35 protein-coding genes are annotated in these 23170 nt (G+C 40.8%); 32 read left to right on the top strand and 3 right to left on the bottom strand.

Annotated features, from left to right (window positions below; translation table 11 throughout):
- The first annotated feature begins 69 nt into the window (after positions 1-69).
- The 7 genes from ylxM to queA are packed head-to-tail and all read left to right on the top strand — an operon-like array spanning position 70 to position 4651.
- The gene (gene ylxM / locus NQ503_RS10140; protein ID WP_005424342.1) at positions 70-393 is read left to right on the top strand and encodes a YlxM family DNA-binding protein; all 324 of its coding nucleotides are present in this window, start codon (positions 70-72) and stop codon (positions 391-393) included.
- Positions 394-396: 3 nt separating this feature from the next.
- Positions 397-1743 (top strand): signal recognition particle protein, encoded by a 1347-nt coding sequence (gene ffh, locus NQ503_RS10135; RefSeq protein WP_005424343.1) that lies wholly within the window; start codon positions 397-399, stop codon positions 1741-1743.
- Positions 1744-1790: 47 nt separating this feature from the next.
- Positions 1791-2036, top strand: coding sequence for a 30S ribosomal protein S16 (gene rpsP, locus NQ503_RS10130; protein WP_005424344.1), 246 nt, complete (start codon positions 1791-1793; stop codon positions 2034-2036).
- A 24-nt stretch (positions 2037-2060) separates the two neighbouring features.
- On the top strand, positions 2061-2291 hold the full coding sequence (locus NQ503_RS10125; RefSeq protein ID WP_005424345.1) for a KH domain-containing protein: 231 nt from the start codon (positions 2061-2063) through the stop codon (positions 2289-2291).
- Positions 2292-2342: 51 nt separating this feature from the next.
- On the top strand, positions 2343-2849 hold the full coding sequence (gene rimM / locus NQ503_RS10120) for a ribosome maturation factor RimM (protein ID WP_005424346.1): 507 nt from the start codon (positions 2343-2345) through the stop codon (positions 2847-2849).
- Entirely contained in the window at positions 2850-3614 is a 765-nt protein-coding gene (gene trmD, locus NQ503_RS10115) for a tRNA (guanosine(37)-N1)-methyltransferase TrmD (RefSeq protein ID WP_005424347.1), read from the top strand.
- An 11-nt stretch (positions 3615-3625) separates the two neighbouring features.
- On the top strand, positions 3626-4651 hold the full coding sequence (gene queA / locus NQ503_RS10110; RefSeq protein WP_005424348.1) for a tRNA preQ1(34) S-adenosylmethionine ribosyltransferase-isomerase QueA: 1026 nt from the start codon (positions 3626-3628) through the stop codon (positions 4649-4651).
- Positions 4652-4760: 109 nt separating this feature from the next.
- Here the strand turns inward: queA and NQ503_RS10105 are convergent, their stop codons facing one another.
- The 3 genes from NQ503_RS10105 to NQ503_RS10095 all read right to left on the bottom strand — a co-directional run bounded on the left by NQ503_RS10105 (position 4761) and on the right by NQ503_RS10095 (position 7137).
- Positions 4761-6503, bottom strand: coding sequence for a recombinase family protein (locus tag NQ503_RS10105; RefSeq protein ID WP_005424349.1), 1743 nt, complete (start codon positions 6501-6503; stop codon positions 4761-4763).
- A 54-nt stretch (positions 6504-6557) separates the two neighbouring features.
- A complete protein-coding gene (locus NQ503_RS10100) occupies positions 6558-6722 on the bottom strand; it encodes a hypothetical protein (RefSeq protein WP_005424350.1) in 165 nt (54 codons plus the stop codon).
- A gap of 61 nt (positions 6723-6783) precedes the next feature.
- Positions 6784-7137, bottom strand: a complete 354-nt coding sequence (locus tag NQ503_RS10095; RefSeq protein ID WP_005424351.1) for a transcriptional regulator — start codon at positions 7135-7137, stop codon at positions 6784-6786.
- 184 nt (positions 7138-7321) lie between these two features.
- Here NQ503_RS10095 and NQ503_RS10090 point away from each other — a divergent pair, with 184 nt between their 5' ends.
- The 25 genes from NQ503_RS10090 to NQ503_RS09970 all read left to right on the top strand — a co-directional run bounded on the left by NQ503_RS10090 (position 7322) and on the right by NQ503_RS09970 (position 23169).
- A complete protein-coding gene (locus NQ503_RS10090) occupies positions 7322-7531 on the top strand; it encodes a helix-turn-helix domain-containing protein (RefSeq protein ID WP_005424354.1) in 210 nt (69 codons plus the stop codon).
- Between the two features lie 38 nt (positions 7532-7569).
- Positions 7570-8058 (top strand): helix-turn-helix domain-containing protein, encoded by a 489-nt coding sequence (locus NQ503_RS10085; protein ID WP_044925494.1) that lies wholly within the window; start codon positions 7570-7572, stop codon positions 8056-8058.
- Positions 8059-8077: 19 nt separating this feature from the next.
- On the top strand, positions 8078-8230 hold the full coding sequence (locus tag NQ503_RS10080; RefSeq protein WP_005424357.1) for a hypothetical protein: 153 nt from the start codon (positions 8078-8080) through the stop codon (positions 8228-8230).
- Positions 8223-8810, top strand: a complete 588-nt coding sequence (locus NQ503_RS10075) for a cell wall hydrolase (protein WP_049940401.1) — start codon at positions 8223-8225, stop codon at positions 8808-8810. The genes NQ503_RS10080 and NQ503_RS10075 overlap by 8 nt, the downstream gene beginning before the upstream one ends.
- Positions 8811-8819: 9 nt before the next feature.
- Positions 8820-9029 (top strand): hypothetical protein, encoded by a 210-nt coding sequence (locus tag NQ503_RS10070; protein WP_005424359.1) that lies wholly within the window; start codon positions 8820-8822, stop codon positions 9027-9029.
- A complete protein-coding gene (locus NQ503_RS10065; RefSeq protein ID WP_005424360.1) occupies positions 9008-9226 on the top strand; it encodes a hypothetical protein in 219 nt (72 codons plus the stop codon). The genes NQ503_RS10070 and NQ503_RS10065 overlap by 22 nt, the downstream gene beginning before the upstream one ends.
- 20 nt (positions 9227-9246) lie before the next feature.
- Complete coding sequence (locus NQ503_RS10060) at positions 9247-10131, top strand: hypothetical protein (RefSeq protein ID WP_005424361.1); 885 nt, start codon at positions 9247-9249, stop codon at positions 10129-10131.
- Entirely contained in the window at positions 10128-10865 is a 738-nt protein-coding gene (locus NQ503_RS10055; protein WP_005424362.1) for a PD-(D/E)XK nuclease-like domain-containing protein, read from the top strand. Before NQ503_RS10060 ends, NQ503_RS10055 begins: the two co-directional genes overlap by 4 nt.
- Positions 10866-10869: 4 nt before the next feature.
- A complete protein-coding gene (locus NQ503_RS10050) occupies positions 10870-12429 on the top strand; it encodes an ATP-binding protein (RefSeq protein WP_044925495.1) in 1560 nt (519 codons plus the stop codon).
- Positions 12430-12439: 10 nt separating this feature from the next.
- Positions 12440-12898: a hypothetical protein gene (locus tag NQ503_RS10045; protein ID WP_044925496.1), complete on the top strand. Its 459-nt coding sequence runs from the start codon at positions 12440-12442 to the stop codon at positions 12896-12898.
- Positions 12899-12904: 6 nt separating this feature from the next.
- The gene (locus NQ503_RS10040; RefSeq protein ID WP_005424365.1) at positions 12905-13642 is read left to right on the top strand and encodes a hypothetical protein; all 738 of its coding nucleotides are present in this window, start codon (positions 12905-12907) and stop codon (positions 13640-13642) included.
- 15 nt (positions 13643-13657) lie between these two features.
- Positions 13658-14512 (top strand): ATP-binding protein, encoded by an 855-nt coding sequence (locus tag NQ503_RS10035; RefSeq protein WP_005424366.1) that lies wholly within the window; start codon positions 13658-13660, stop codon positions 14510-14512.
- A 19-nt stretch (positions 14513-14531) separates the two neighbouring features.
- Positions 14532-14945, top strand: coding sequence for a helix-turn-helix domain-containing protein (locus NQ503_RS10030; RefSeq protein ID WP_005424367.1), 414 nt, complete (start codon positions 14532-14534; stop codon positions 14943-14945).
- 17 nt (positions 14946-14962) lie between these two features.
- Complete coding sequence (locus NQ503_RS10025) at positions 14963-15241, top strand: hypothetical protein (RefSeq protein WP_044925499.1); 279 nt, start codon at positions 14963-14965, stop codon at positions 15239-15241.
- Between the two features lie 4 nt (positions 15242-15245).
- The gene (locus NQ503_RS10020) at positions 15246-15677 is read left to right on the top strand and encodes a RusA family crossover junction endodeoxyribonuclease (RefSeq protein ID WP_005424369.1); all 432 of its coding nucleotides are present in this window, start codon (positions 15246-15248) and stop codon (positions 15675-15677) included.
- 22 nt (positions 15678-15699) lie between these two features.
- The gene (locus NQ503_RS10015; RefSeq protein ID WP_044925501.1) at positions 15700-16293 is read left to right on the top strand and encodes a hypothetical protein; all 594 of its coding nucleotides are present in this window, start codon (positions 15700-15702) and stop codon (positions 16291-16293) included.
- Between the two features lie 15 nt (positions 16294-16308).
- Positions 16309-16587 (top strand): hypothetical protein, encoded by a 279-nt coding sequence (locus NQ503_RS10010; RefSeq protein WP_005424372.1) that lies wholly within the window; start codon positions 16309-16311, stop codon positions 16585-16587.
- A 14-nt stretch (positions 16588-16601) separates the two neighbouring features.
- The gene (locus tag NQ503_RS10005; protein ID WP_005424373.1) at positions 16602-16934 is read left to right on the top strand and encodes a nucleoside triphosphate pyrophosphohydrolase family protein; all 333 of its coding nucleotides are present in this window, start codon (positions 16602-16604) and stop codon (positions 16932-16934) included.
- A gap of 112 nt (positions 16935-17046) precedes the next feature.
- Positions 17047-17499 (top strand): hypothetical protein, encoded by a 453-nt coding sequence (locus NQ503_RS10000; protein ID WP_005424374.1) that lies wholly within the window; start codon positions 17047-17049, stop codon positions 17497-17499.
- 346 nt (positions 17500-17845) lie between these two features.
- A complete protein-coding gene (locus NQ503_RS09995) occupies positions 17846-18598 on the top strand; it encodes a ParB N-terminal domain-containing protein (RefSeq protein WP_005424375.1) in 753 nt (250 codons plus the stop codon).
- Entirely contained in the window at positions 18591-19433 is an 843-nt protein-coding gene (locus tag NQ503_RS09990) for a GREB1-related protein (protein ID WP_049940403.1), read from the top strand. Before NQ503_RS09995 ends, NQ503_RS09990 begins: the two co-directional genes overlap by 8 nt.
- Positions 19423-20280 carry a GREB1-related protein gene (locus tag NQ503_RS09985; RefSeq protein ID WP_022389448.1) on the top strand — a complete coding sequence of 286 codons (858 nt, stop codon included), beginning with the start codon at positions 19423-19425 and terminating at the stop codon, positions 20278-20280. Before NQ503_RS09990 ends, NQ503_RS09985 begins: the two co-directional genes overlap by 11 nt.
- 1 nt (position 20281) lies before the next feature.
- A complete protein-coding gene (locus NQ503_RS09980; RefSeq protein ID WP_044925514.1) occupies positions 20282-21241 on the top strand; it encodes a radical SAM protein in 960 nt (319 codons plus the stop codon).
- Positions 21242-21278: 37 nt separating this feature from the next.
- Entirely contained in the window at positions 21279-21773 is a 495-nt protein-coding gene (locus tag NQ503_RS09975; protein ID WP_044925519.1) for a hypothetical protein, read from the top strand.
- On the top strand, positions 21760-23169 hold the full coding sequence (locus tag NQ503_RS09970) for a hypothetical protein (RefSeq protein WP_005424380.1): 1410 nt from the start codon (positions 21760-21762) through the stop codon (positions 23167-23169). The genes NQ503_RS09975 and NQ503_RS09970 overlap by 14 nt, the downstream gene beginning before the upstream one ends.
- The last annotated feature ends 1 nt before the right edge of the window (position 23170 follow it).

The following is a 23170-nucleotide window of genomic DNA, read 5'->3' as shown; positions in this document are numbered from 1 at the left end:
ATATATCTGTCAAGAAAAAACACTTGACACAATGATATAAATCATGTATGATAGCCAAGGTGGTTACAAATGGAAAAGTTTGTCGAACAGACATTGTTATATGATTTTTATGGGGAACTGCTTACAGAGAGACAGCAGCAGGTTTATGAAAGCGTTGTTCTGGAAGATTATTCCCTGAGTGAGGTAGCAGAAGATCTGGGAATCAGCCGTCAGGGCGTACATGACATGATCAAACGCTGTAATCATACACTGGAAGAATATGAATCCAGACTTCATCTGGTTGAGAAATTTCTCTGTATCCGCAAACAGGTTCAGAAGATCAAGGAACTTGCAGTAGGATATAATGCCGGTGAGATTACAGAGATTTCCAATAAGATATTAGAGGAGTTATAACGCATGGCATTTGAAAGCTTGACTGATAAATTACAGAATGTGTTCAAAAAGCTGAGAGGCAAAGGACGCCTGACAGAAGAGGATGTTAAGATTGCTCTGAAAGAGGTCAAGATGGCTCTTCTTGAAGCAGATGTTAACTTCCGGGTTGTTAAACAGTTTACCAAGTCTGTGCAGGAACGTGCAGTAGGACAGGATGTCATGAATGGTCTGAATCCAGGACAGATGGTAATCAAGATCGTAAATGAAGAGCTGGTTAATCTGATGGGAAGTGAAACAACCGATCTTCCTTTGAAACCAGGCAATGATATCACAGTCCTGATGATGGCTGGACTTCAGGGTGCAGGTAAGACGACCACAGTTGCGAAACTTGCAGGTAAGCTGAAATCCAAAGGAAAAAGACCACTTCTCGTTGCCTGTGACGTATATCGTCCGGCTGCGATCACACAGCTGCAGGTAAACGGTGAGAAACAGGGAGTAGAAGTTTTCTCCATGGGAGATAAACAGAATCCTGTAGATATCGCCAAAGCTGCGATCGAACATGCAAAAGCAAACCAACAGAACGTTGTTCTTATTGATACGGCTGGCCGCCTTCATGTGGACGAAGATATGATGCAGGAACTTGCGGATATCAAAGCCAATGTGAATGTTGACTGTACGATTTTGACAGTTGACGCAATGACAGGCCAGGATGCAGTAAATGTTGCAAAGACTTTTGCCGAAAAAGTAGGCATTGATGGTGTCATCCTTACCAAAATGGATGGTGATACCCGAGGTGGTGCTGCACTTTCCATTAAAGCAGTTACCGGAAAACCAATTCTTTTTGTGGGAATGGGTGAGAAACTTTCAGATCTCGAACAGTTTTATCCGGAACGCATGGCTTCCAGAATTCTTGGAATGGGAGATGTAATGAGTCTTATTGAGAAGGCTGAGGCAGCTCTTGACCAGGATCAGGCAGCAGAGATGCAGAAAAAACTCAAAAAAATGGATTTCGATTTCAATGATTATCTGACCAGTATGGAACAGATGAATAAAATGGGTGGAATCGGAAGTATCCTGAATATGCTTCCAGGTGTTGGTGCAAAAGCGAAAGATCTGGAAGACATGATTGATGAAAAGGCTCTTGACAGAACAAAGGCGATTATCCTTTCTATGACACAGAAGGAGCGAAGCAATCCGGGAATCCTGAATATTTCCCGCAAGAATCGTATCGCCAAAGGTGCCGGTGTGGATATCGCAGAAGTCAATCGTCTGGTCAAACAGTTTGAACAGAGCAAGAAATTAATGAAACAGATGCCTGGAATGATGGGCGGTAAAATGGGAAAAAGAGGCGGCTTTAAGCTTCCTTTTTAAATAAAAAACAATATAAATAAAAGATAGTATAATGGAGGAAAACAGAAATGGCAGTTAAAATCAGATTAAGAAGAATGGGACAGAAGAAAGCACCTTTTTATAGAATCGTAGTTGCAGATTCCCGCAGCAAACGTGATGGAAAATGCATCGCTGAGATCGGAACATATGATCCGAACATCGAGCCAAGCGCATACAAAGTAAACGAAGAAGAAGCTAAAAAATGGCTTGCTGCAGGTGCTCAGCCAACAGATGTTGTTGCAAGAATCTTCAAAGAGGCTGGAATCGAAAAATAATAAATCCTTTGCGGGAGGTATGTGATGAAAGAATTAGTTGAAGTAATTGCAAAATCTCTTGTTGAACATCCGGATGAGGTGGTTGTCACCGAAAACGAAAAAGAAGATGCAGTTATCATCGAACTGAAAGTAGGGCCTTCCGATATGGGTAAGGTCATTGGAAGACAGGGACGAATTGCAAAAGCAATCCGTACTGTAGTTAAAGCGGCTTCTTCAAAGAGCAGCAAAAAGGTGATTGTAGATATTCTGCAATAATAACGAAACGGAGCTGTGGAGACATAGCTCCTTTTTTAAAGGGAGTTTTTTATGGAAGATTTATTAAAAGTTGGCGTGATCACCACGACACACGGTGTACGTGGCGAAGTCAAAGTTTACCCTACCACAGATGAACCGGAGCGATTCCTTGATCTGGAGTATGTATTGCTGGATACCGGAAAAGAACTTCGAAGACTGGACATAAAAAATGTCCGTTTTTTCAAAAATCTTGTTATCTTGAAATTTGATGGAATTGATAATATAAATGATATTGAAAAATATAAGGGCCGCGATCTGTGGATTCCACGTGAGGAAGCACAGGAACTGGATGAAGATGAATATTATATAGCAGATCTTCTTGGAATGAAAGTGCTTCTGGAAGACGGATCAGAATTTGGAACATTAAAAAATGTCATGGAAACCGGAGCAAATGATGTTTATATTGTAGATTCCGTTGAACATGGAGAGGTATTGCTTCCTGCAATCAAAGAATGTATTCTTGATGTGGATATTGAAACAAACACAATGACTGTACATTTAATGAAGGGGCTTTTATAAATGAATTTTCATGTTTTGACACTTTTTCCGGAAATGATCGAACAGGGAATGCATACTAGCATCATCGGGCGTGCCATAGCAGGAGGCTACCTTTCTATTGATGCGATCAATATTCGTGATTATGCATTTAACAAACATCAGAAGGTAGATGATTATCCATACGGTGGGGGAGCGGGAATGCTGATGCAGGCAGAACCTGTCTATCTTGCATATGAATCGGTTCAGAAAAAGCTGGGATATCGACCGCGGGTTGTTTATCTTACTCCACAGGGAGAAGTATTTCATCAGACCATGGCAAAGGAACTGGCAAAGGAGAAAGATCTTGTTTTTCTTTGTGGCCACTATGAAGGAATTGATGAGCGTGTTCTTGATGAAATTGTTACCGATTATGTATCTATCGGAGATTATGTACTTACCGGAGGAGAACTCCCGGCCATGGTAATGATGGATTCTATTTCGCGAATGGTTCCAGGAGTTTTAAGTAATCAGGAATCCGGAGAAACTGAATCTTTTGCCGAAAATCTTCTGGAATATCCTCAGTACAGCCGCCCGGAAGAATGGCATGGACAGAAAGTTCCACCAGTTCTTCTCTCCGGACATCACGCAAATATTGAAGCATGGAGACGGGAACAGTCCATTTTGCGTACAGCAAAGCGTCGCCCGGATCTTTTGAAAAAAGCAGATCTGACAAACAAAGAATGGAGTCAGGTCCGACAGTGGAAGAAAGAATGGAAGGCCGCAGAAACTGAGGCCTCTGATAAATAAAGGAGCAGTTTATGAAAACATCAGATTTTTACTATGATCTGCCGAAAGAACTGATTGCTCAGGATCCGTTGGAAGACAGAAGTTCCTCCAGACTTCTGCACCTTTCCATGCAAGATGGATCTTTTGAACACAGACATTTTACAGATATTCTGGACTATCTTCATAAAGGAGATTGCCTGGTCATCAACGATACAAAAGTTATACCGGCTCGTTTATATGGCCATAAGGAAGAAACGGGTGCTGTGATCGAGATACTTCTTCTGAAACGAAGAGAAAATGATATATGGGAGTGTCTTGTAAAACCTGGCAAGAAAGCACGTCCGGGAGCAAAGATTACGTTTGGAGACGGAATTTTAAAAGGAGAGATCATCGATGTTGTTGATGAAGGCAATCGACTGATCCAGTTTCATTACGATGGTATTTTTGAAGAAATTCTCGATCAGCTTGGGGAAATGCCGCTTCCTCCGTACATTACCCATAAATTAAAAGATAAGAACCGTTATCAGACTGTTTATGCCAAAAATGACGGTTCAGCTGCGGCTCCTACAGCCGGTCTGCACTTTACCCGAGAACTTCTGAAACAAGTGGAAGATATGGGAGTTAAAATTGCCCATGTTACGCTTCATGTTGGTCTGGGAACCTTCCGGCCGGTAAAGGTGGATGATGTCGAACAGCATCATATGCATTCTGAATTTTACATGGTAGAAGAAGATCAGGCAAAACTGATCAATGATACAAAGAAAAACGGCGGAAGAGTGATTTCTGTTGGAACCACGAGCTGTCGTACACTGGAATCAGCTACTGATGAGAATGGAATCCTTCAGGCAGGAAGTGGCTGGACAGAAATTTTTATTTATCCGGGATATCATTTTAAAATGATTGATGGACTGATCACGAATTTTCATCTTCCGGAATCTACGCTTCTTATGCTGGTATCTGCACTGGCAGGAAAAGAACATATCATGGCAGCTTATGAGGAGGCAGTAAAGGAACGGTATCGTTTCTTTTCGTTTGGGGATGCCATGCTTATCATTTAACATCCATTTCTAACATTTGTTGGATGGAGAAAAAACACAGAAAATATAAGAATAACCAGGAGGTACGAATACTTCCTGGTTATTTTTGTGCCCGACATTTATGTCGGTGTCAATTTTTATAGATGAATTTGTGCGTAAGACCATTTTTAAAGACAATGGAACTTATACGACCATCAATAATATACATGGAATCAAGAATCGTTTCCATGTACGTCCTGAGAATTTCCGGATCCACTGAGGTTGCAAGATTTTTGTAATAGATATATTTTCTGCCTTTTAATTCTTTCTGTATGAGAAGATGACTGGCCTGTTTTATAAACTCCTCATCGGATAGCAGAGAATCCGGATTTTGAGTAATAAGGCCAAGCTGAGCATTAATGTCTTTTAAACGATCAGATATTTCAGATTTTCGGAGAATGAAGTCTTTTTCCGACATAGATTTGTCTGAATACAAATATAAGTCTTGCAATCGCTGTAAAGCACGTTCCTGCTTTTCTTTTTCCTTCCGGAGAGCAGCAAGTTCAGGATTAACAGACGCTTTTTTCCTTCGGGGAGTTTTTATTGCAAAAACATAAGAATTATCTGAACCATACCTGGATAAAAGATTGAAGAAATCATTTAGCCCATCTTCCTCAATGGAGGAAATATCAGAAAATGTGGAACCGGTCAGCAAATGCCGCTGCAATTCTTCGGGAGTGTCGATATTGGAAAATGTTTTCTTTGCATTGAGCATATTCAAAATATAATTGATGGCAAATTCTCCAACGATCATATCATTCACAGTGGCATTGTCGCATTTTTTACTTCTACGATGCAGGGGGCAACTATAATTTGATGGCCGGTACCCGTCAGCGTGTTTCTTTCCGGGAGTGGAAACCATTTTGTTTCCGCATTTGCCACAATAGGCAATTCCCTGAAATATATGGATATTGGCAGTAGCGTGCGGTTTTCCAACTGGATTATCAACGTATCTGGCATTTGTTTTTAATGAGGACTTCATTGCTTCGTGTTCTTCCAAAGTAAAAATAGCAGGATGATGCTCTGGAATCATTACCCATTCTTCCTCTGGATTGAGAGTTCTGTTCTCTGTTCCCTTATACCGGTTATAGCGATAAATGCCGGCGTAAAATGGACTGGATGCAATAATCCATACCGCAGTAGGTGTCCAGTCCGCACCTGCCCTGGTTTTATAACCGTCTGCATTCAGAGCCCTTGCAGTATAGACGAGGGATTTATTGTCCAGATATAGGTCTTTTAGCCTGCGGCATACTACGGCCTCGTCTTCCCTGATAGAGAAAGTAGATGTTCCAGAATCGTAGGAATAACCAAAAGGAATCCTCCCCCCGTTCCATTGCCCATTGTTGGCTCTGGATATCATCGTTGCTGTGACACGCTCCGAGGTCATGTTTCTTTCCAACTCAGCAAATACCAAAACAATTTTTAACATAGCTTCGCCAATAGCAGTGGAGGTATCAAACTGCTCATTTTTACTTACGAAGGTAACACGCAGTGATTGAAGTTCTTCGTACATTTCTGCAAAGTCCAGAAGATTTCTGGATATTCTATCAATTTTCCAAACAAGAACATGAGTGAACTCACCCTTCCGGATCCTTCCCATCATATCTTGGAAAGCTGGACGATCAGTGTTTTTTCCTGAGTAACCAGCATCTTCAAAAATCTCATAATTATCAGTGCCAAGAATAAGCTGACAATACGCTATGAGGTCCTTCTTCTGCATAGGTATGGAATCTTTGTCTACCTGGTGTATGGTAGAAACTCTGATGTATATTGCTACTTTAGTTATGCGAGTGGACGCAGATACGCCCCTTAAAGCGGTTTTTCTTCTTACCATAATATTTCTCCCAAGTGCATAAAGAAAGCCCCTGCATGGGGCTATCCTTTGATTTTAAACAATATGTGGTACATATTTGTTGAGCACAGACCACACAATTTCCCTGTCTCTTTGATCTGCCAGTTGATAGCAGGCGAGGAGGCGTTGAAGTTCCAAGACAAAAGCGTCTTTTTCTGGAACAAGTGGTGCTTGTGGCTGAATAGTAATCTTTTTATTCATAAGAAAACCTCCTGTTATTTGTTTCTGTTATTCCGATACCATTCAAAATAGTCAGGAGATATTACGCCCTCTTATTATCAGCGTATTTCTTTGGAGTAGAAACCATATGAGTACGTAGAAAATCCTTGCAAAGCTGTTGGCGATCCTCTGGTATCTGAGAGATGATATCTCCCCACTCACTGCTTAACTCACAATTCTGAGTTTGTCCGGAATATGGAGCTTGACCTAACCCATAAACCAATTCATCAATGCTGATTTGAAGATGTTCTGCAATTTCCATAACAATGTCCAATCGTGGGAATTTCCCCATTTTCCAACCACCAGTATTGCCACTTGCTCTGCCTATATCCGCTAAAACAGCTGTTATAGTGGTGCCTTTTCGTTCACAAGCAGCCTTAAAATTATCGTAGAACATAGTACCTCCTTGATAAAAACTCAATAAAATGAGCAAAAGGTATTGACCTACTCATTATTACGAGTTAATATAACAAATGTAAGATGATTTTGAAGATGATTTTAGAGTTCATTTTAAAGATAAAATCAATCTTCATTATAAAGAAAAATGCAACAAAAGTAAAGAAAAGAAAGGAGCAAAACATATGGCGGAAAAGTTGTCTCCTTGGTGCAAAAAAGCCAAGATTGCCATGATTCAGAAAGATATCGGAGTTTCTGATATGGCAGAGAGGCTCGGCAACAATCGCTCATACATTTCGTCAGTTTTAAATGGTCGTGTGGTATCACCTCCAATCAGAAAAAGAATAAGTGATTATTTGAATATTACTGATGATGATTCTTGCTCGGATGATTGAGCATGAACTCATTATAAAAGATGAGAGGTGAAAACAGAATGGAGTTTGATTGTACGAAAGAAGGCAAGAACATTTATTTTGCTTGTAGAGTAAAGGCTGCAAAATACAATGATCTTCTAAACAGTAGAGAAAGAGCTGCTGAGTTATTGGGTATCTCAACATCAACTCTGGCAAATCATGAGCTGGGAGTAACCAAAAACGTACCACCAGATACAGTAGTGATGATGTCTGATCTGTATAAGACACCGGAATTACGCAGTTATTATTGCAAACATGAATGCCCGATAGGACGGAATCTTCCTTTGGCGACACAGGTAAGCGGTTTGCAAGGAATTACTGTAAAAATTCTGAACAGCCTGGATGAAGATGGTGTTCGAAGCATGAAGAAACAACTGCTTAGTATTGCGGAAGATGGAGAAATTACAGCAGATGAGCAGGAAGAATTTGACGGAATAGTGAAAGAGCTGGAAATTTTGGCAACAGCAATTTCGGAGTTGCGGATGCTGGCCGAGAAATTTCAGAAGTAGATGAAAGAGGCTGATACGAATGGAACTGAAAGAAAAGCTGAGACAGATTTTGAAGGAACGATACGGAATAGAGAACGATGCAGAAATTATAAAAGAGGCAAGAGCCTTACAGGGAATTGATCTTGGCATATTTGTAAATCCGTATGAGAAAGATGAGGTAAAAAGTGCGTAAGAGTACACGAAGAAAATTAAAAGTATATGCGGTAGATGCGGCAATGATACTTTTGGCAGCTCAGGTAACAGTCGTATTGAAAGCCGACAATAAAGCAGAAGCATCTACATACACAACAATACAGGCCATTCAGGATGAACAGGCAGAAACCGGATCCGATGCAGAAACACTGGAAAACGATACGAAATATATTTCTGCATCAGAAGATGAGCTGAACTGGAACAATAAAGATTCCGATATCCTTTTGAAGATTGCAATGGCAGAAGCAGAGGGAGAAGGGACCGAGGGGAAAGCACTTGTAATGAAAGTGGTTCTGAATCGAGTTGAGAACAAAGAATTTCCAAATAGTGTAGAGGGCGTTGTGTTTCAGCAGGGACAATTCGAACCAGTCTTAGACGATGGCAGATATTGGAATGTTGAACCAGATGCAGAATGCTACAAGGCTTTGTATATGGTCCAGTGTGAAAACTGGGACGATACAGAGGGAGCGTTATATTTCTGCAGAACTGGTAGTTCGCCTTGGATGGAGAACAATACAGAATATCTTTTCACTATGGGAAATCATTCCTTTTATAGATAGGAGGCAAGAATGCTGGAACGATGGATTGTAAAACATTGGATTGCATTAAGCGCAGGCTGCTTATTAATGGCGGCGGCAGTGAGAATGGCATATGCTCAGCGTGGATATGCAGCAATCGGTGGTGAATGGGCAATCATTCCGATTGTGTTCCTGATCGAATGGTTTATTAAAGCCAGACGCAGGGAGGCACGAAGAAAATGCAGGAATACGAGAGCGTAAAACAGCAATTAGAGAAAGACGGTTACAAAATATCAAATGCAGAGTTTTCCTGTTTGGTGGAATACGCCAAAAGAAAAGTAAAGATTGCAGGAAAAGATGAAAGCTATATTCCAATATTACTTCCAGATATGGTAAAAGAATACTTTTTCCGAATGGGAGTGAACTTGGAAACTATGTCAAAAATGATGAAGGAATAATAACAAGGAGGCACAACACAATGAATGAAGTTCAGGTTAATTCACAGGGAAATGTCCAGTCAGTAGATTTTACCAGCCAGGAGCCAATACAGCCGCAGAGATCATCTCAAACAGAAATGATGGTAACCAGACAGGCACAGGAAGTACAGGTCGCAATGTTGGCAGCAAAGAAGTTCCCACGAGATCAGGTTGTGGCATATAACAACATTATGAGAGCTTGTCAGAGGAGAAAACTGGCAGAAAGTTCTATGTATGAGTTTCCAAGAGGAAATGAAAAAATCACAGGTCCTTCAATAAGACTTGCAGAGGCTATTGCGCAGAACTGGGGGAATATTGATTTTGGATTTATGGAACTGGAACAGAGAAACGGAGCCAGCCAGGTTATGGCGTACGCATGGGACCTTGAAACCAATTCCAGACAGACAAAATTATTTAGCGTTCCTCATATTAGACACACCAGAAAAGGCGATTATCCGCTTACAGACCCAAGAGATATTTACGAAGCAGTAGCGAACCAGGCAGCACGAAGGGTAAGAGCTTGTATTCTTGGAATTATTCCGAGTGATGTTGTGGAGGCAGCAGTGGATAGATGTAATAAAACATTGCGAGAAGGATATGAAGAGCCTTTAGTGGATCGTGTTAGAAAGATGGCAGAAGTATTTGAAAAGGAATTTTCTGTAAATATCTCAATGATTGAAAAGTATCTGGGCTGTAAGAGCGATGCTTTTTCCGAAAATGACTTTGTAAGATTGAAAAAAGTGTACCGCACATTACGTGATGGAATGGCAAAGAGGGAAGATTACTTCGAAATTGGATTACCGGTAACTGATAACAGTGAGATCAGCGATCCTTTCAGCGGAGGAGAAAAGAAACAGGAAGCAGGCAAAGAGGGTGACAAGAAATGATTTTGAATAATGAAAATTATTACAGCCCGGAAGCGAATCAGGAATACATGAGCGTATCGCAGTACAAAGCATTTATGAATTGTGAGGCAGCGGCTATGGCCAGTATCTCAGGAAGATATGAAAGGCCAACAACTAGGGCATTATTGGTAGGCTCATTCGTAGACAGATACTTTGAAGGTACACTCGATGAGTTCCTGAAAGAGAATCCAACCCTTTACACAAGAAAGCATGAGCTGAGAGCAGAGTTCAAGAGAGCAAACCAGATCATAGAAGCTGTGAAAACGGATCCGAAATTCATGGATGCCATGAGTGGAGAAAAACAGCGGATTTTCACCTTTGATTTATTTGGGGTGAAGTGGAAAGCGAAGCTGGACAGCTATAATCCGGGAAAAGCGATCACAGATTTAAAGGTCGTGGCAAGAATGGATAAGTTGCCTATGTGGAGATATGACATTCAGGGTGCTGTTTACCAGAAAGGTGTGGAAATCGTTACGGGCGAAAAGCTACCGTTTTATCTTGCTGTAGTAACAAAAGAGAGGGTAATGGATAGAGATATCTGGCAGATACCGCAATCTACCCTTGATATGGCATTGCGACAGGTGGAGGAAAACATCGGAAGATATGCAGATATTAAAGCCGGTTTGCTGGAACCTGTTCATTGCGGAAGGTGTGATTATTGCAAAAGCATAAAGCAGGCTGCTGTAAGAAACTACAATGAATTGTTGGAGGCGTAAGGGCATGAAACTTGTAAAAATTTTAAGCGATAAGGTTCAAATTAGATCGGACTACAAAGAATTTGACGATGCGCGGATCAATGATCTGATTGCTGTATCAGATGGAGAAGTGGAACTGGTTACCATGGTAAACACATTGACAGATATTGACACAGAGAATGAGGAGGAAATCGGAGAAAACGATTATATTTTGGAACATAGCAGTACAAAGATGTTGGAATGCTCCATTATCGGAACTGTAAAAGATGGAACATTCCAGAAGGCAATAGACAAATATCCAACCATGAAAGTAAGTGCACATCGAATTTCCAAAGAAGAATTTGCTTCTATGCTGAGCAGGTATACAGAAGGATTCTGCATCGGAGAATATTCAGCCTATGAGTTTCCGGCATATGTAGATGGAAACAAATTCTTCCAGAGACATGCTTGTATTGTTGGAAACACCGGCGCAGGAAAATCCGAGACAGTGGCGAAAATTTTGGAGCAGACAAGCAAATTACCTGGGGCGAATGTGATTGTATTTGATATTCATGGCGAATACAAAGAATTGTCATATGCCAGAAATATTCAGATTGGTGGTGACAGACCATTCCCTATATGGATGTTTGGCTTTACGGATATGATCTCCAATATTTTAAAAATCAAAGAGGAATCAGCAACCGTAGCCATGACAGCTCTCCGGAAGTGTTACTACAATGTATGCCCGAAAGGGAAAGAAAACAGACCGGTATATTTCAACTATGTAGAGTTTGTTAAACTGATGAAATTTCTTGATGAAGAAATGATCGGAACAGGAGAGACTTATAAATCAGGCGCACAGGCTGGAAAAGAGAAAATCGTAAAAGGTGATTACAACGGGAAGCTCACCAATATTGTGAATCTCCTTGTTGATAAGGCAAGAGACAGCAAATATCAGTTTTTATTTGAGGATATGCCGCAGCAGTATTTATATGATTTTATGAAAGATGTGCTGAACAATGATGTTCCAGTAAAGAATATTGATCTGTCCGAGGTACCACACGATGTTGCTATTCCGATTATTGGAGTGATTACGAAATTAGTATATGAGATTCAGAGAACATACAAGAGTAAAGACGTAAATCCGGTCACCTTGGTATGCGATGAGGCTCATGTATATATTCCAAATGACTTCTCATTATCTGCCTCTCAGCGGCGTATGGTGGAGATATTTGAGAACATTGCGAAGGAAGGTAGAAAGTTCGGTGTGACATTATTTCCTGCAAGCCAGAGGCCGTCAGAGCTTAACAAGACAATCATGGCACAGTGCGCAAACTTCATTGTAGGAAAAATGAATAACGAAAATGACAAGGCAATGATTAAAGGAATGATGCCAGAAGGAAGCGAAAGCGTGATTGATGAAACGTCAATGTTTTCTCCAGGCGATGTGTTTGTGATCGGAGATGCAGTACCAATTCCATTAAAAATCCATGTTGCACTTGCAGAAGAAAGACCACAGTCCAGAACGATTGCCTTTTGGGATAGATGGAAAAATGCAGGAACGATTGATGTTACAAACGCAACCACAAAATATATTACCGGATGAGGTGGCAAGGATGAGACTGATACGTTGCAGAAAATGCGGAGCAGCTCTTGTAACAGAAGATGCACTCATTGAAAGAATGAACGATACGATACATGAACTGAATGAAAAGGCCAGACATTCAAAAAATGGGAAGATCGCGAAATCATATCTTGCAGAGGCAGCAAGTGTTACAAAGATGATGAAAGGCATTCTTCATAATACAGCACAGATGGAAGCTAGGAAAAGCGGAAGCAGTTATGAGTTATCCGAAATTGTCCATTATATCAGAGAAAATGATCTTATTTCCGATGAAAAACTGGACGAGTTAAGAAAAACTGCAAGGGAAAGAGCGAAAATCCGTAATGAGGAAAATCAAAAAGAAATCGATCGGATATATGGCAAATATAGAGGGGGATATATTCCGAGCAACAATACAAAATCTGATAAAACAGCAGAAAAAGCCATAAAGAATGTTGGGAAGAAGGGATAACAAAGGATGGCTCAGAAAAGAATGTTCACAATGAAAATAGTTGACAGTGATGCGTTCCTGGATATGCCAATGTCAGCCCAGTGCCTGTATTTCCATCTGAATATGAGGGCTGATGATGATGGATTCATAGGGAATCCAAAAAGAATCATGCGTACAGTGGGTGCCAGGGATGATGATATGCGGATCCTGATATCGAAGAGATTTGTCCTGACATTTGATAATGGCGTGATCGTCATAAAGCATTGGAGGATGCACAACTGCATTTCTCAGAACAGATACCATGAAACTCAGTATACAGACGAAAAAAGAACATTGCTTCTCAAGGATAATAAATCATATTCAACTACTCATGGTGTGCCTATGGATGATTCAAAGATGATAGAGGCACAGGAAGGTATACCTGCAGTGCTGGAAGATCAGGAGATGAATACAGAAAAGCCAAAGAGAAACGACTATCCAGATGATTTTGAGGCGTTCTGGGCTGAATATCCCAAAAAAGCAGATAAAGGAATGGCATATAAGAAATATCAGGCTCGTATAAAGAGTGGATTTTCACCAGAAGAATTGAGACTTGCAGCCAGAAATTATCGGATGGAGTGCGAGAGAAGGCATACTGATTCTCAATACATCAAACATGCCAAAACATTCCTGGGGGATGCAACACCATTTATGGATTACATAGAAAAAGAGAAACCACAGGAACCGGATTCAAATGGCAGTGCAGATTTTGATAAATACTTATAAGGAGGTGGCGAGATTATGGATGCAGCACAGTTTCTTCCTACGGAACCTTCATCTGAGGTTACTCAGATTCATGAAGGGGATTACAAAGACGCAGACGGATTATGGCATTGCGGAGTGTGCGGAAAGGCAAGGCAGAAAAAGATAAACAGTCCGTATTTCCATAAAACAGTCTGGTGCATTTGCGATTGCAGGGCAAGAGAATTGGAGGAACGGAGAAGGAAAGAGGAATACGAGGAAGAAATGCATCGTGTCCAGAGATTGAAAGATGCTTCTATGATGGCTAGTAAATTCAGAGATGCGGAATTTTCCGTATATCAGAAAAGAAAGGAAAATCAGAGGGCATATGATGTGTCCAGAAAATATGTAGCTCAGTTCAGACAGATGATTACAGAGGGAAACCCAAAAACCGGAGAAAGAAACATAGGACTTGTATTTTATGGTCCATGTGGAACCGGAAAGAGTTTCACAGCAGCTTGTATTGCAAATGAACTGATAGAGCAGAACATATCTGTGGTAATGACATCGTTCGTGAAGATATTGCAGGACATTCAGGGGCAGGACGAGGCGGCATACATTGGAATGCTGAATGCGTGTAGTTTACTTATCATTGATGATCTGGGGGCAGAAAGAAACACAGATTATGCACTGGAAAAAGTTTATAACGTCATAGACAGCAGAGTAAGGGCTGATAAGCCTATGATTCTGACTACGAATCTTACATTTGATGAAATGATGAGGAATCCAGATATCCGTTATCGGAGGATCTATGACAGAATTTTTGAACACTGTTTTCCGGTGGAGATTCCTGGAAAATCATTCAGAATCATAAAAGCAGCACAGAGGCAGAAGGAACTTGCTGATTATTTTTAAATGATGGGAGAAAGAAAAAATGGAAATGAGCGCAACACAGAAAGTAGGACAGGAAATTAAGAAAGTCAGATATCGCATGGGAATGACACAGAAAGAATTAGGAAAACTCATTGGAAAGAGCGAGAGCCAGATTGGAGCATATGAAAACGCATCTGCAAGTATTACACTGGATGTTCTTTTCAAAATTGCGGAGGTTACTAAAACCAAACCGGAAGAGCTGATTACTGGTCCAGCAAAGAAAGAGGTAAAAACAGGATGGGATGCAGAACTCAGAATATATGGTCTGGAAGATCGAAAAACGGTTATGACAATCCTGGCGGTGAATGGTTACGATGTAGGGCAGCACAAAAAGCAGGTGACGCCCACCGGAAAGGCAGTTGCATATTATGTACACGCCACTGACAGGAAAGAGAATGCGGACACCTCAAAATGATGAGGAAACAAAGAAATATGAAATATAAAAGAAAAGTTCCTACCGTAGAAGCGTTCCAGCTTAACAGGGATGCAGAAATAAATGCTCCGGGATGGTTTGCAAGAGATGTCAAAAAAGAGATGATCTATTTCGATAGATGTATTACCGATGGAGCAATCTTCATATATGGATGCACGATCAACACCGGATGTGGAAAGCTGAGAGCAAAGATCGGTGATTATATTGTGAAGGAAAGTTCAGGAGAAATCCGTCCGTATAAATCAAAGGACTTTGCAAGAATATTCGAGAGGATGTAGGAACATGGAACTAAAATTTACAGTACATGGGGAACCAAAGGGAAAAGGCAGACCAAGATTCAATACCAAAACAGGTCATGCTATTACACCAAAAGATACAGTGATTTATGAAAATCTGGTTCGTATGGAATATTTGAACCAGTGCGGAGAAACCAAGTTTCCGGATGATGCCATGCTGGATATGAGAATAAAAGCATACTATACAATTCCACCGAGCAGACCGAAAAAGAAAAAAGAGCTTATGCGAGCTGGGATTATCAGACCAACCAAAAAACCTGATATGGACAACTGCATTAAGATCATTGCGGATGCTCTGAATAAAATTGCATACCATGATGATACTCAAATTGTAGATTGCCAGGTAAGAAAATTTTATTCTGACGATCCCAGAGTGGAGGTCCGGATTTTGGATATAAAGTCACCAGTTAACAAATAATTGAATGAGGAGGAAAACAACAATGGAAATTATGAACTGGCAGGAAATCACAATGGAGAGCGAAACATTCTCGAAGATCAGAGAATCATTCAATCTGTTGCTTCAAAGATTGTTCCAGAAAATGGAACAGAATCATTCTGACGAAGGAGCAATTACCTTAAAGGTAAATCTATCAATCAGTAAAGACTTTATTCCTGATGGAAACGGAAGTTCCAGAGAAGTACATAAGCCGATATTGAAATACAAGATTGACACGCAGGTACCAGTGAAAGATGGATTCGATGGAAAGAATGATACAGGAATGGAACTGGTCTATGATGATGAATTGAAACGCTATGTTCTGAGATACGTTTCGGAAGGAGGACAGCAGAGCATTTTCGATCCTGAATATGCAAATGTAGTAAATGGAGAGGCGACCATTGTTGATGAGCAGCCGGCACTTCCGATGAATGCACCACTGCTGGAATGCTCCGAACAGGATGCCACAGAAACAGATAATAGCAGTTCTGACAGCGAGAATACTTCTAATGAGGAAATTATAGACCAGGACGATACAAACGGTGCAAGCGGCGATACAGAATCCTCAGACGATGATTATGAGTACGATGAGGAATAGGAGAACAGAGAAAAAATGAGATTAAAAAATTCATTTGGAAATTGCTCAAAATGCGGTAAGCAGATCATGTGGATAAAAACAAAAGCTGGTAAAAGTATGCCTTGCAATCCAAGTTTTGTATACTACAAAGAGCAGAAAGGAGGCAAGGACAGAATTGTCCTTACCAATGGAGAAGTGGCTGTAGGTACAGTACAGGATTATCCAGAACATGCAACAGGATTTGGATATATCTCACACTTTGCAACATGTGAAGCAGCACAGATGTTCAGAAAGAAGAAAAAGGCAGCAGTTTAGGAGGATCAGGAACAATGGGAAAGATTAATGATATGGTAAAAGATGTACATGAAACAGCGGTACAGCATGGATGGTGGGACAAACCTCCGGAGTTTGGAACATTGATCGCATTGTGTCACAGTGAATTGTCAGAAGCATTGGAGGAATACCGAAAAGGTAAGGAACCAACTGAAACATATTACAGAGAAGACGGAAAGCCAGAGGGAATCCCATCAGAGCTGGCAGATACAGTAATCAGAATCATGGATATGTGCGGATATTACGGAATCGACCTGGAAGCAATGCTGATGGAAAAAGCAGAATTTAACAAAAGCAGATCATACAGACATGGGGGAAAGAAAATCTAAATAAAAAAGTAAGCCCCTGCCAGATACCTAAGACAAGAGCCCACAAACGGATAGCCTGATTATACATCGGGTGTGGAGTATTAGTCAAATAAAGTTTCTGGAGGGGCATTTTATGACGGCGAAAGAATATTTAGAACAGGTGCGACACAAACAGGCAGAGATTGGAAATCTAAAAAGAGATAAAGAGGCAGTAAAAGATATGCTGTATTCATTAGGGGGAGGCGGCGAAGGCGAAAGAGTACAAAGCAGCAGAAACAATGATAAGTTCGGGACATTGTTTAGCCGGATTGATGAGATGGAAAGAAAAATTGATGATAAGATCATAGATTTGATGCAGTTCCGGATGAAGGTATCAGAACAAATAAATGCTCTGGATAATGTAAGTTATATCACAATATTGAATTGCAGATATATCCACTTTCAATCATGGGAGAAAATAGCCAGATCAGCATTTGATGAGGAAAGAAACGTGCGGAGTGTCCAGAAATTGAATGGGCTGGCGTTACAGGAATTCGAGAAAAAATATGCGGTCATGCTGGCAGAATTGACATTAGAGGCAATATAAAAACAGTTAGCGTTCGCTAATTGCCGCTATTTGTACATAAAATGCCGCCTGATGTACATATAAGGTCATGAAGCGTACGTGAAATGCCACAAAATGCCTCTCGAAGTGTACTAGAAGTGCATAGAGGAATGTGCTAGAGTATAAACTGCAACAAGCGGATGTGAAACATGCCCTCACAAATACTTGTTGCCGGCTGTGTTGTGCCGATTCTTTCTCATTTAGCCCTGCCTTACGAGGCGGGGCGTTTTAAAGAAAGATGAAACAATGGAATAAATGAGAAAAGCAGGGACGATGTGTAAAAGCATGGTCCTTTTATTATGTGCAAAATGAGAAAGGAGCAAGCGGAATGGGTAGAATGCAGATTGTATATAGGAGTATTAAAGACATACTTCCTTATGAGAAAAATCCAAGAATCAATGACGAAGCAGTACCAGTAGTAAAGGAGAGTATCAAGGAATTTGGCTTTAGAATCCCTATTGTTATTGATGTTAATGATGTAATTGTCGCAGGCCATACGAGAGTAAAGGCGGCGAAAGAGCTGGGAATGGAAGAAGTTCCTTGTACTATTGCTGATGATTTGACAGAAGAACAGATTAAGGCGTTCCGACTGATAGATAATAAATCTGCTGAGATCGCCACATGGGATGAGGAATTGTTACAACAGGAATTGTCAGAAATTCTTGATATTGATATGTCGATGTTTGGTTTCGAGGAAGGCGAGACAGATTTTGCTGATGAGATAGAGGACAATACCTACACAATGAAAACCAACATTCCACAGTATGAGATTGCTGGAGAATGTCCTACAATTTCAGAAATGCTGGATAAAGAAAAAAGCAGAGAACTGATTGCAGAGATTGAAAAAGCAGAAGGGATTACGGAGGAAGAAAGACAGTTCCTGAAGGATGCTGCTGGCAGGCACAATGTTTTCAATTACAGAAATATTGCAGAGTATTATGCTCATGCAACACCGGAGATGCAGAGACTGATGGAAAAGTCAGCCCTTGTAATCATAGACATAAATAATGCAATCGCAAATGGCTATGCAAGTTTATTTGCTGATGTCTTAGATACTATGGAGGATGAGGAAGATGCGTGACGATTTTGTAGTATTCATTATTACACATAAGCGTCCGGATAATCAGATTACATATAAGACATTGAAGCGTGGAAAGTATACAGGAAAGATAATCTTTGTTCTTGATGATGGAGACGATACCATAGATGCGTATTGCGAAAAATATGGTAAAGAAAATATACAGGTTTTTCACAAATACGAGGATTTTGATATTGGAGATAACTTGACAGATCATAAAGGCGTTCCTGTATATGCAAGAAATATTTGCTTCAAAATTGCCAGGGAAAAAGGATATAAATATTTCGTGCAGTTGGATGATGACTATCCGAAGATAGATTACCGTTACGTGAAGGATGGAAAGTTAAAAGCAAAGCCGGTATCAGATTTTGACAAATTGTTTGAGGCTATGTGTAAATTTATGGAACCAGAAGCAATAAGCTGTGTGGCATTTGCTGTCGCCGGTGACTACATTGGTGGGGCAAATGGAAGATACAGGGATGGATTATACAGAAACGCAAGAAACTCATTCTTTTGCAGGACGGACAGACCTTTTGAATTTTTAGGTCGTATAAATGAAGATGTTACCACACCTGCTGTTAATAATATGCTTGGAAGATTATTCTTTACTTTCATGGGTGTGCAAGTTACGCTATACGACCATGAAAAGAACAAAGGAGGATCCACCGAACAATATCGGGAAGTAAATCTGTACTGGAATTACTTCTATCCGGTTCTTTATGTTCCGAGTGCAATAAGCGTTGCTTATGGGAAAACAGGATTTATAAAACGTGTGCGGTGGAACAATTTGCTGCCTCAGATTATAAATGAAAAATGGAGAAAAGGCTATGAGAAGTGATTTTGCTGTTTTTATATTGACGCATGGCCGAGCTGATAATGTGGCAACAATGGGAGCCCTGAAAAAAGGTGGATATACAGGAAAATGGTATATGATCATTGATGATGAGGACGAGACAGCAGAACAGTATCGTAAAAACTTCGGACCTGAGCATGTAATAATGTTCGATAAGCAGGAAGCGTATGATCGAGCAGACACAATGGATAATTTCAATGAGCATAGAGCAATTATTTATGCCAGGAATGAAACGTTCAGGATAGCAAAAGAACTGGGACTGAAATATTTCCTGATGCTGGACGATGATTACAAAGAAATAGATTTTCGATATGTAAACGGAAATAAGTTGTCAGCAAAACCGGCAAGGCAGATGGACAGGATTTTTGAAGATATGCTTCGTTTTCTGGATGTGTCTGGTGCAGCTACAGTAGCATTTGCGCAGGGTGGTGATTTCGTAGGTGGTCTGGATGGAGGAAACTTCAAGAAAGGATTGCTTAGAAAAGCTATGAACAGTCTGTTTTGCAGAACTGACAGGCCAATAGATTTCAGAGGTACGATGAATGAGGATGTTACAACATATACCACATTAGGAAGCAGAGGAAGATTATTCTTCACATTATGCAATATGTGTGTAATCCAGATTCCTACGCAGTCCCTTGATGGAGGAATGACAGAATCATACTTGGAGACAGGAACGTATGTAAAGACATTTTATTCTGTAATGGCAATGCCGAGTTGTATCAAAGTCAGTATGATGTATACGAAGCATAAGCGGATTCATCATAGGATAGACTGGGAATGCTGTGTTCCGAAGATCATAAATGAAAAATACCGGAAGGAGGTGCGGTAGTGTGGAAAATATTGCAGGGGATAAGATGTTTGCTCATGTGGAAAGAGCATTGAACGATCGCAGGCCGATAACAGCAGATATATTCCTAACAAATTATTGTAATAATAAATGTCCATATTGCACCTACAGACGGTGGGAGCTGGAAGCAGGCGCATATTCGATGAGGTATGAGGAATTTGTTAGGTATGCGAAAAGGCTGCTTGAACTTGGCGTGAGAGGCTTTATTCTGACAGGTGGAGGCGAGCCTACATTGTGCAGGGATTTTAAAAAGATTACAGACTGGTTGGAGGCACACAATATTCACTATGGAATTAATACAAATTTCAATGAGGTGCAATACATAAGACCAGACTATTTGAAAGTTTCCCTTGATGGATGGGATGAGGACAGCTACGAAAAAAGTCGAGGTGTAAGAGCATATAAAAAGGTCAGAAATAATATTCAGGCATATGCGGAATGGAAAAGAAGGGAAAGCCCGGAAACAACATTCGGTATTCAGAGAGTGGTGAGCTGGCCAGACGATGTATATAAGTTCTATAAAGCAAATTGTGATCTTGACGTTGATTATATGAGCTTCCGTCCGATAGAAAGCACAGGGGGTATAGCATACCTGGACGAATATTCAGATACTCATATCAAAGAGATCGTATACACGATTGAAGAACTGTCAAAGAAAGACAGCAGGGTAAAGCTGAATTTCAAATGGAATATGATTGATGAGCAGGAAAGTACCTGTATAGCACAGTGGGCGCAAATTGCAGTAAATGAGCATGGACAAGTGATGTATTGCTGTCATAAGCCATATGAGATCATAGGCCATGTGCTGGACAGTAACATCCTGGAGGCTAAAGCAAAAGCCAGAACAGATATGGCAAGATGCGATATTCCATGCAGAATGACGGCACCGAATATGTTTATGGCACAGATGGAGAAAGAGAGAAAAGACCCATATTTTATCTGATTTTCTCAAATAATGACAGAACAGAGAGGTGGTGACGGTGCCGAATGAGGAAAACTTAAAAAAAGGTGAGCCATATCGCTTCCGAACAGGGGAACAACAGGTGGAAACAGCCCGAAAAGGCGGCATCGCATCAGGTGAAGCACGCCGCAGGAAGAAAGCCATGCGAGATACCGCTAAAATGCTGCTTGATATGCAGGTTCCGAAGGCTGCGAAAGAGTTGAAACAAAAGCTGGCAGTCATGGGAATATCTGAGGAAGATTTTACATATCAGACAGCGGTAATGGTGGGAGTTATCAATCAGGCAATGAAAGGCAACACAAAAGCAGCTGCATTCCTACGTGACACTGTTGGAGAAAACCCGGCACATGAACTCAGGGAAAGAGAGCTCGATCAGAAGATTGCAGAATTTGAATACCATAGACAGCAGGAGGAAGCACAGAGGAAAGAAAACGAGAGTACATCTTCATTAGCTGATGCAATAGAGGAGGCGTACAGGAACAGGATGGAGGCCGAGAAAGATGCTGAGCAATGAGGCTATTTTATATTATGCCAACCATCCGGTGGAATTTGTACAGGATATATTAAAGGCAGACCCGGATCCTGAACAGAAAAAGATATTGCGAAGCCTTGTTGAAAATCAAATGACAAGTGTTCGCTCTGGACATGGTATCGGTAAATCGGCAGTAGAAGCATGGTCCGTAATATGGTTCATGTGTACTCACCCATACCCGAAGATACCATGCACAGCCCCGACACAGCATCAGTTGTTCGATATCCTTTGGGCTGAGATCAGTAAATGGAAGCGTAACAATAAAACGCTAGATTCAGAATTGATATGGACAAAAGAAAAGTTGTATATGAAAGGCCATGCCGAAGAATGGTTTGCAGTAGCACGTACCGCAAGTACGCCAGATGCTTTGCAGGGCTTCCATGCGGAACATATGCTTTATATCATAGATGAGGCAAGCGGTGTTGAAGATAAAATATTCGAACCGGTTCTTGGTGCTCTTTCGACACCAGGAGCAAAATTACTTATGTGTGGAAACCCGACCCAGTTGTCGGGATTTTTTTATGATAGTCACAATAAGAACCGAGAACAGTATTCGACATTCCATATTGATGGTAGAAACAGCACGAGAGTATCACAAGAATTTGTGCAGACGATCATCAATATGTATGGTGAGGATAGCGATGTATTCCGAGTACGTGTTGCTGGTGATTTTCCATTGGCAGAGGATGATATTTATATACCGCTTCCGCTGGTTGAAAAAAGCATTGCAACAGAATACTTCCCAAGAAGGCATCCGCAGATCATACATATTGGTTGTGATGTCGCGAGGTTTGGTACGGACAAAACAGTTATTGGTTATCGTACCGATGAGAAGGTACAGTTCTTCAAGAAACGTGTAGGCCAGGACACAATGAAAACCGCAGACGATATTGTTTCGTTGGGAATGCTGCTTGTATACCAGTATGGATTAAAACCAGACATAGATGAGCCTATACCGATAAAGATTGATGATGGAGGCGTAGGCGGTGGAGTAGTTGACAGACTGAGACAGATCAAGAGGAATAATCCAGAGCGTTTCTGGTGGATGGAAGTATATCCAGTTAAGTTCGGACAGAAGATCAGACACAAGTTCTTTGATGATAGCACAACATATATGATGTCTGTTCTCAAAAAGCTATTGCAGCCGTTTGATGATAACGGGCTTCCAAAAGATGTTGAAATTATCCTTCCTGATGATGATGCTCTTGTGGCTCAGATATCTGGAAGAAAGTACGAAATGACAGAAAACTCAAAGATCAGAGTTGAAAGCAAAAAGGTTATGAAGGCCAGAGGAGTACAGTCACCCGATGAAGCAGACTGCATATTGCTGGTATGCCTACCGGTTAAGAGGCCGAAGAAAAAGAAAGGGGCAACATAAA

It is taken from the genome of Blautia obeum ATCC 29174, from assembly GCF_025147765.1.
Taxonomy (GTDB): Bacteria; Bacillota; Clostridia; order Lachnospirales; family Lachnospiraceae; genus Blautia_A; species Blautia_A obeum.
Note: the sequence above shows the minus strand (reverse complement) of the source record. Positions and strands in the feature narration are given on the sequence as shown.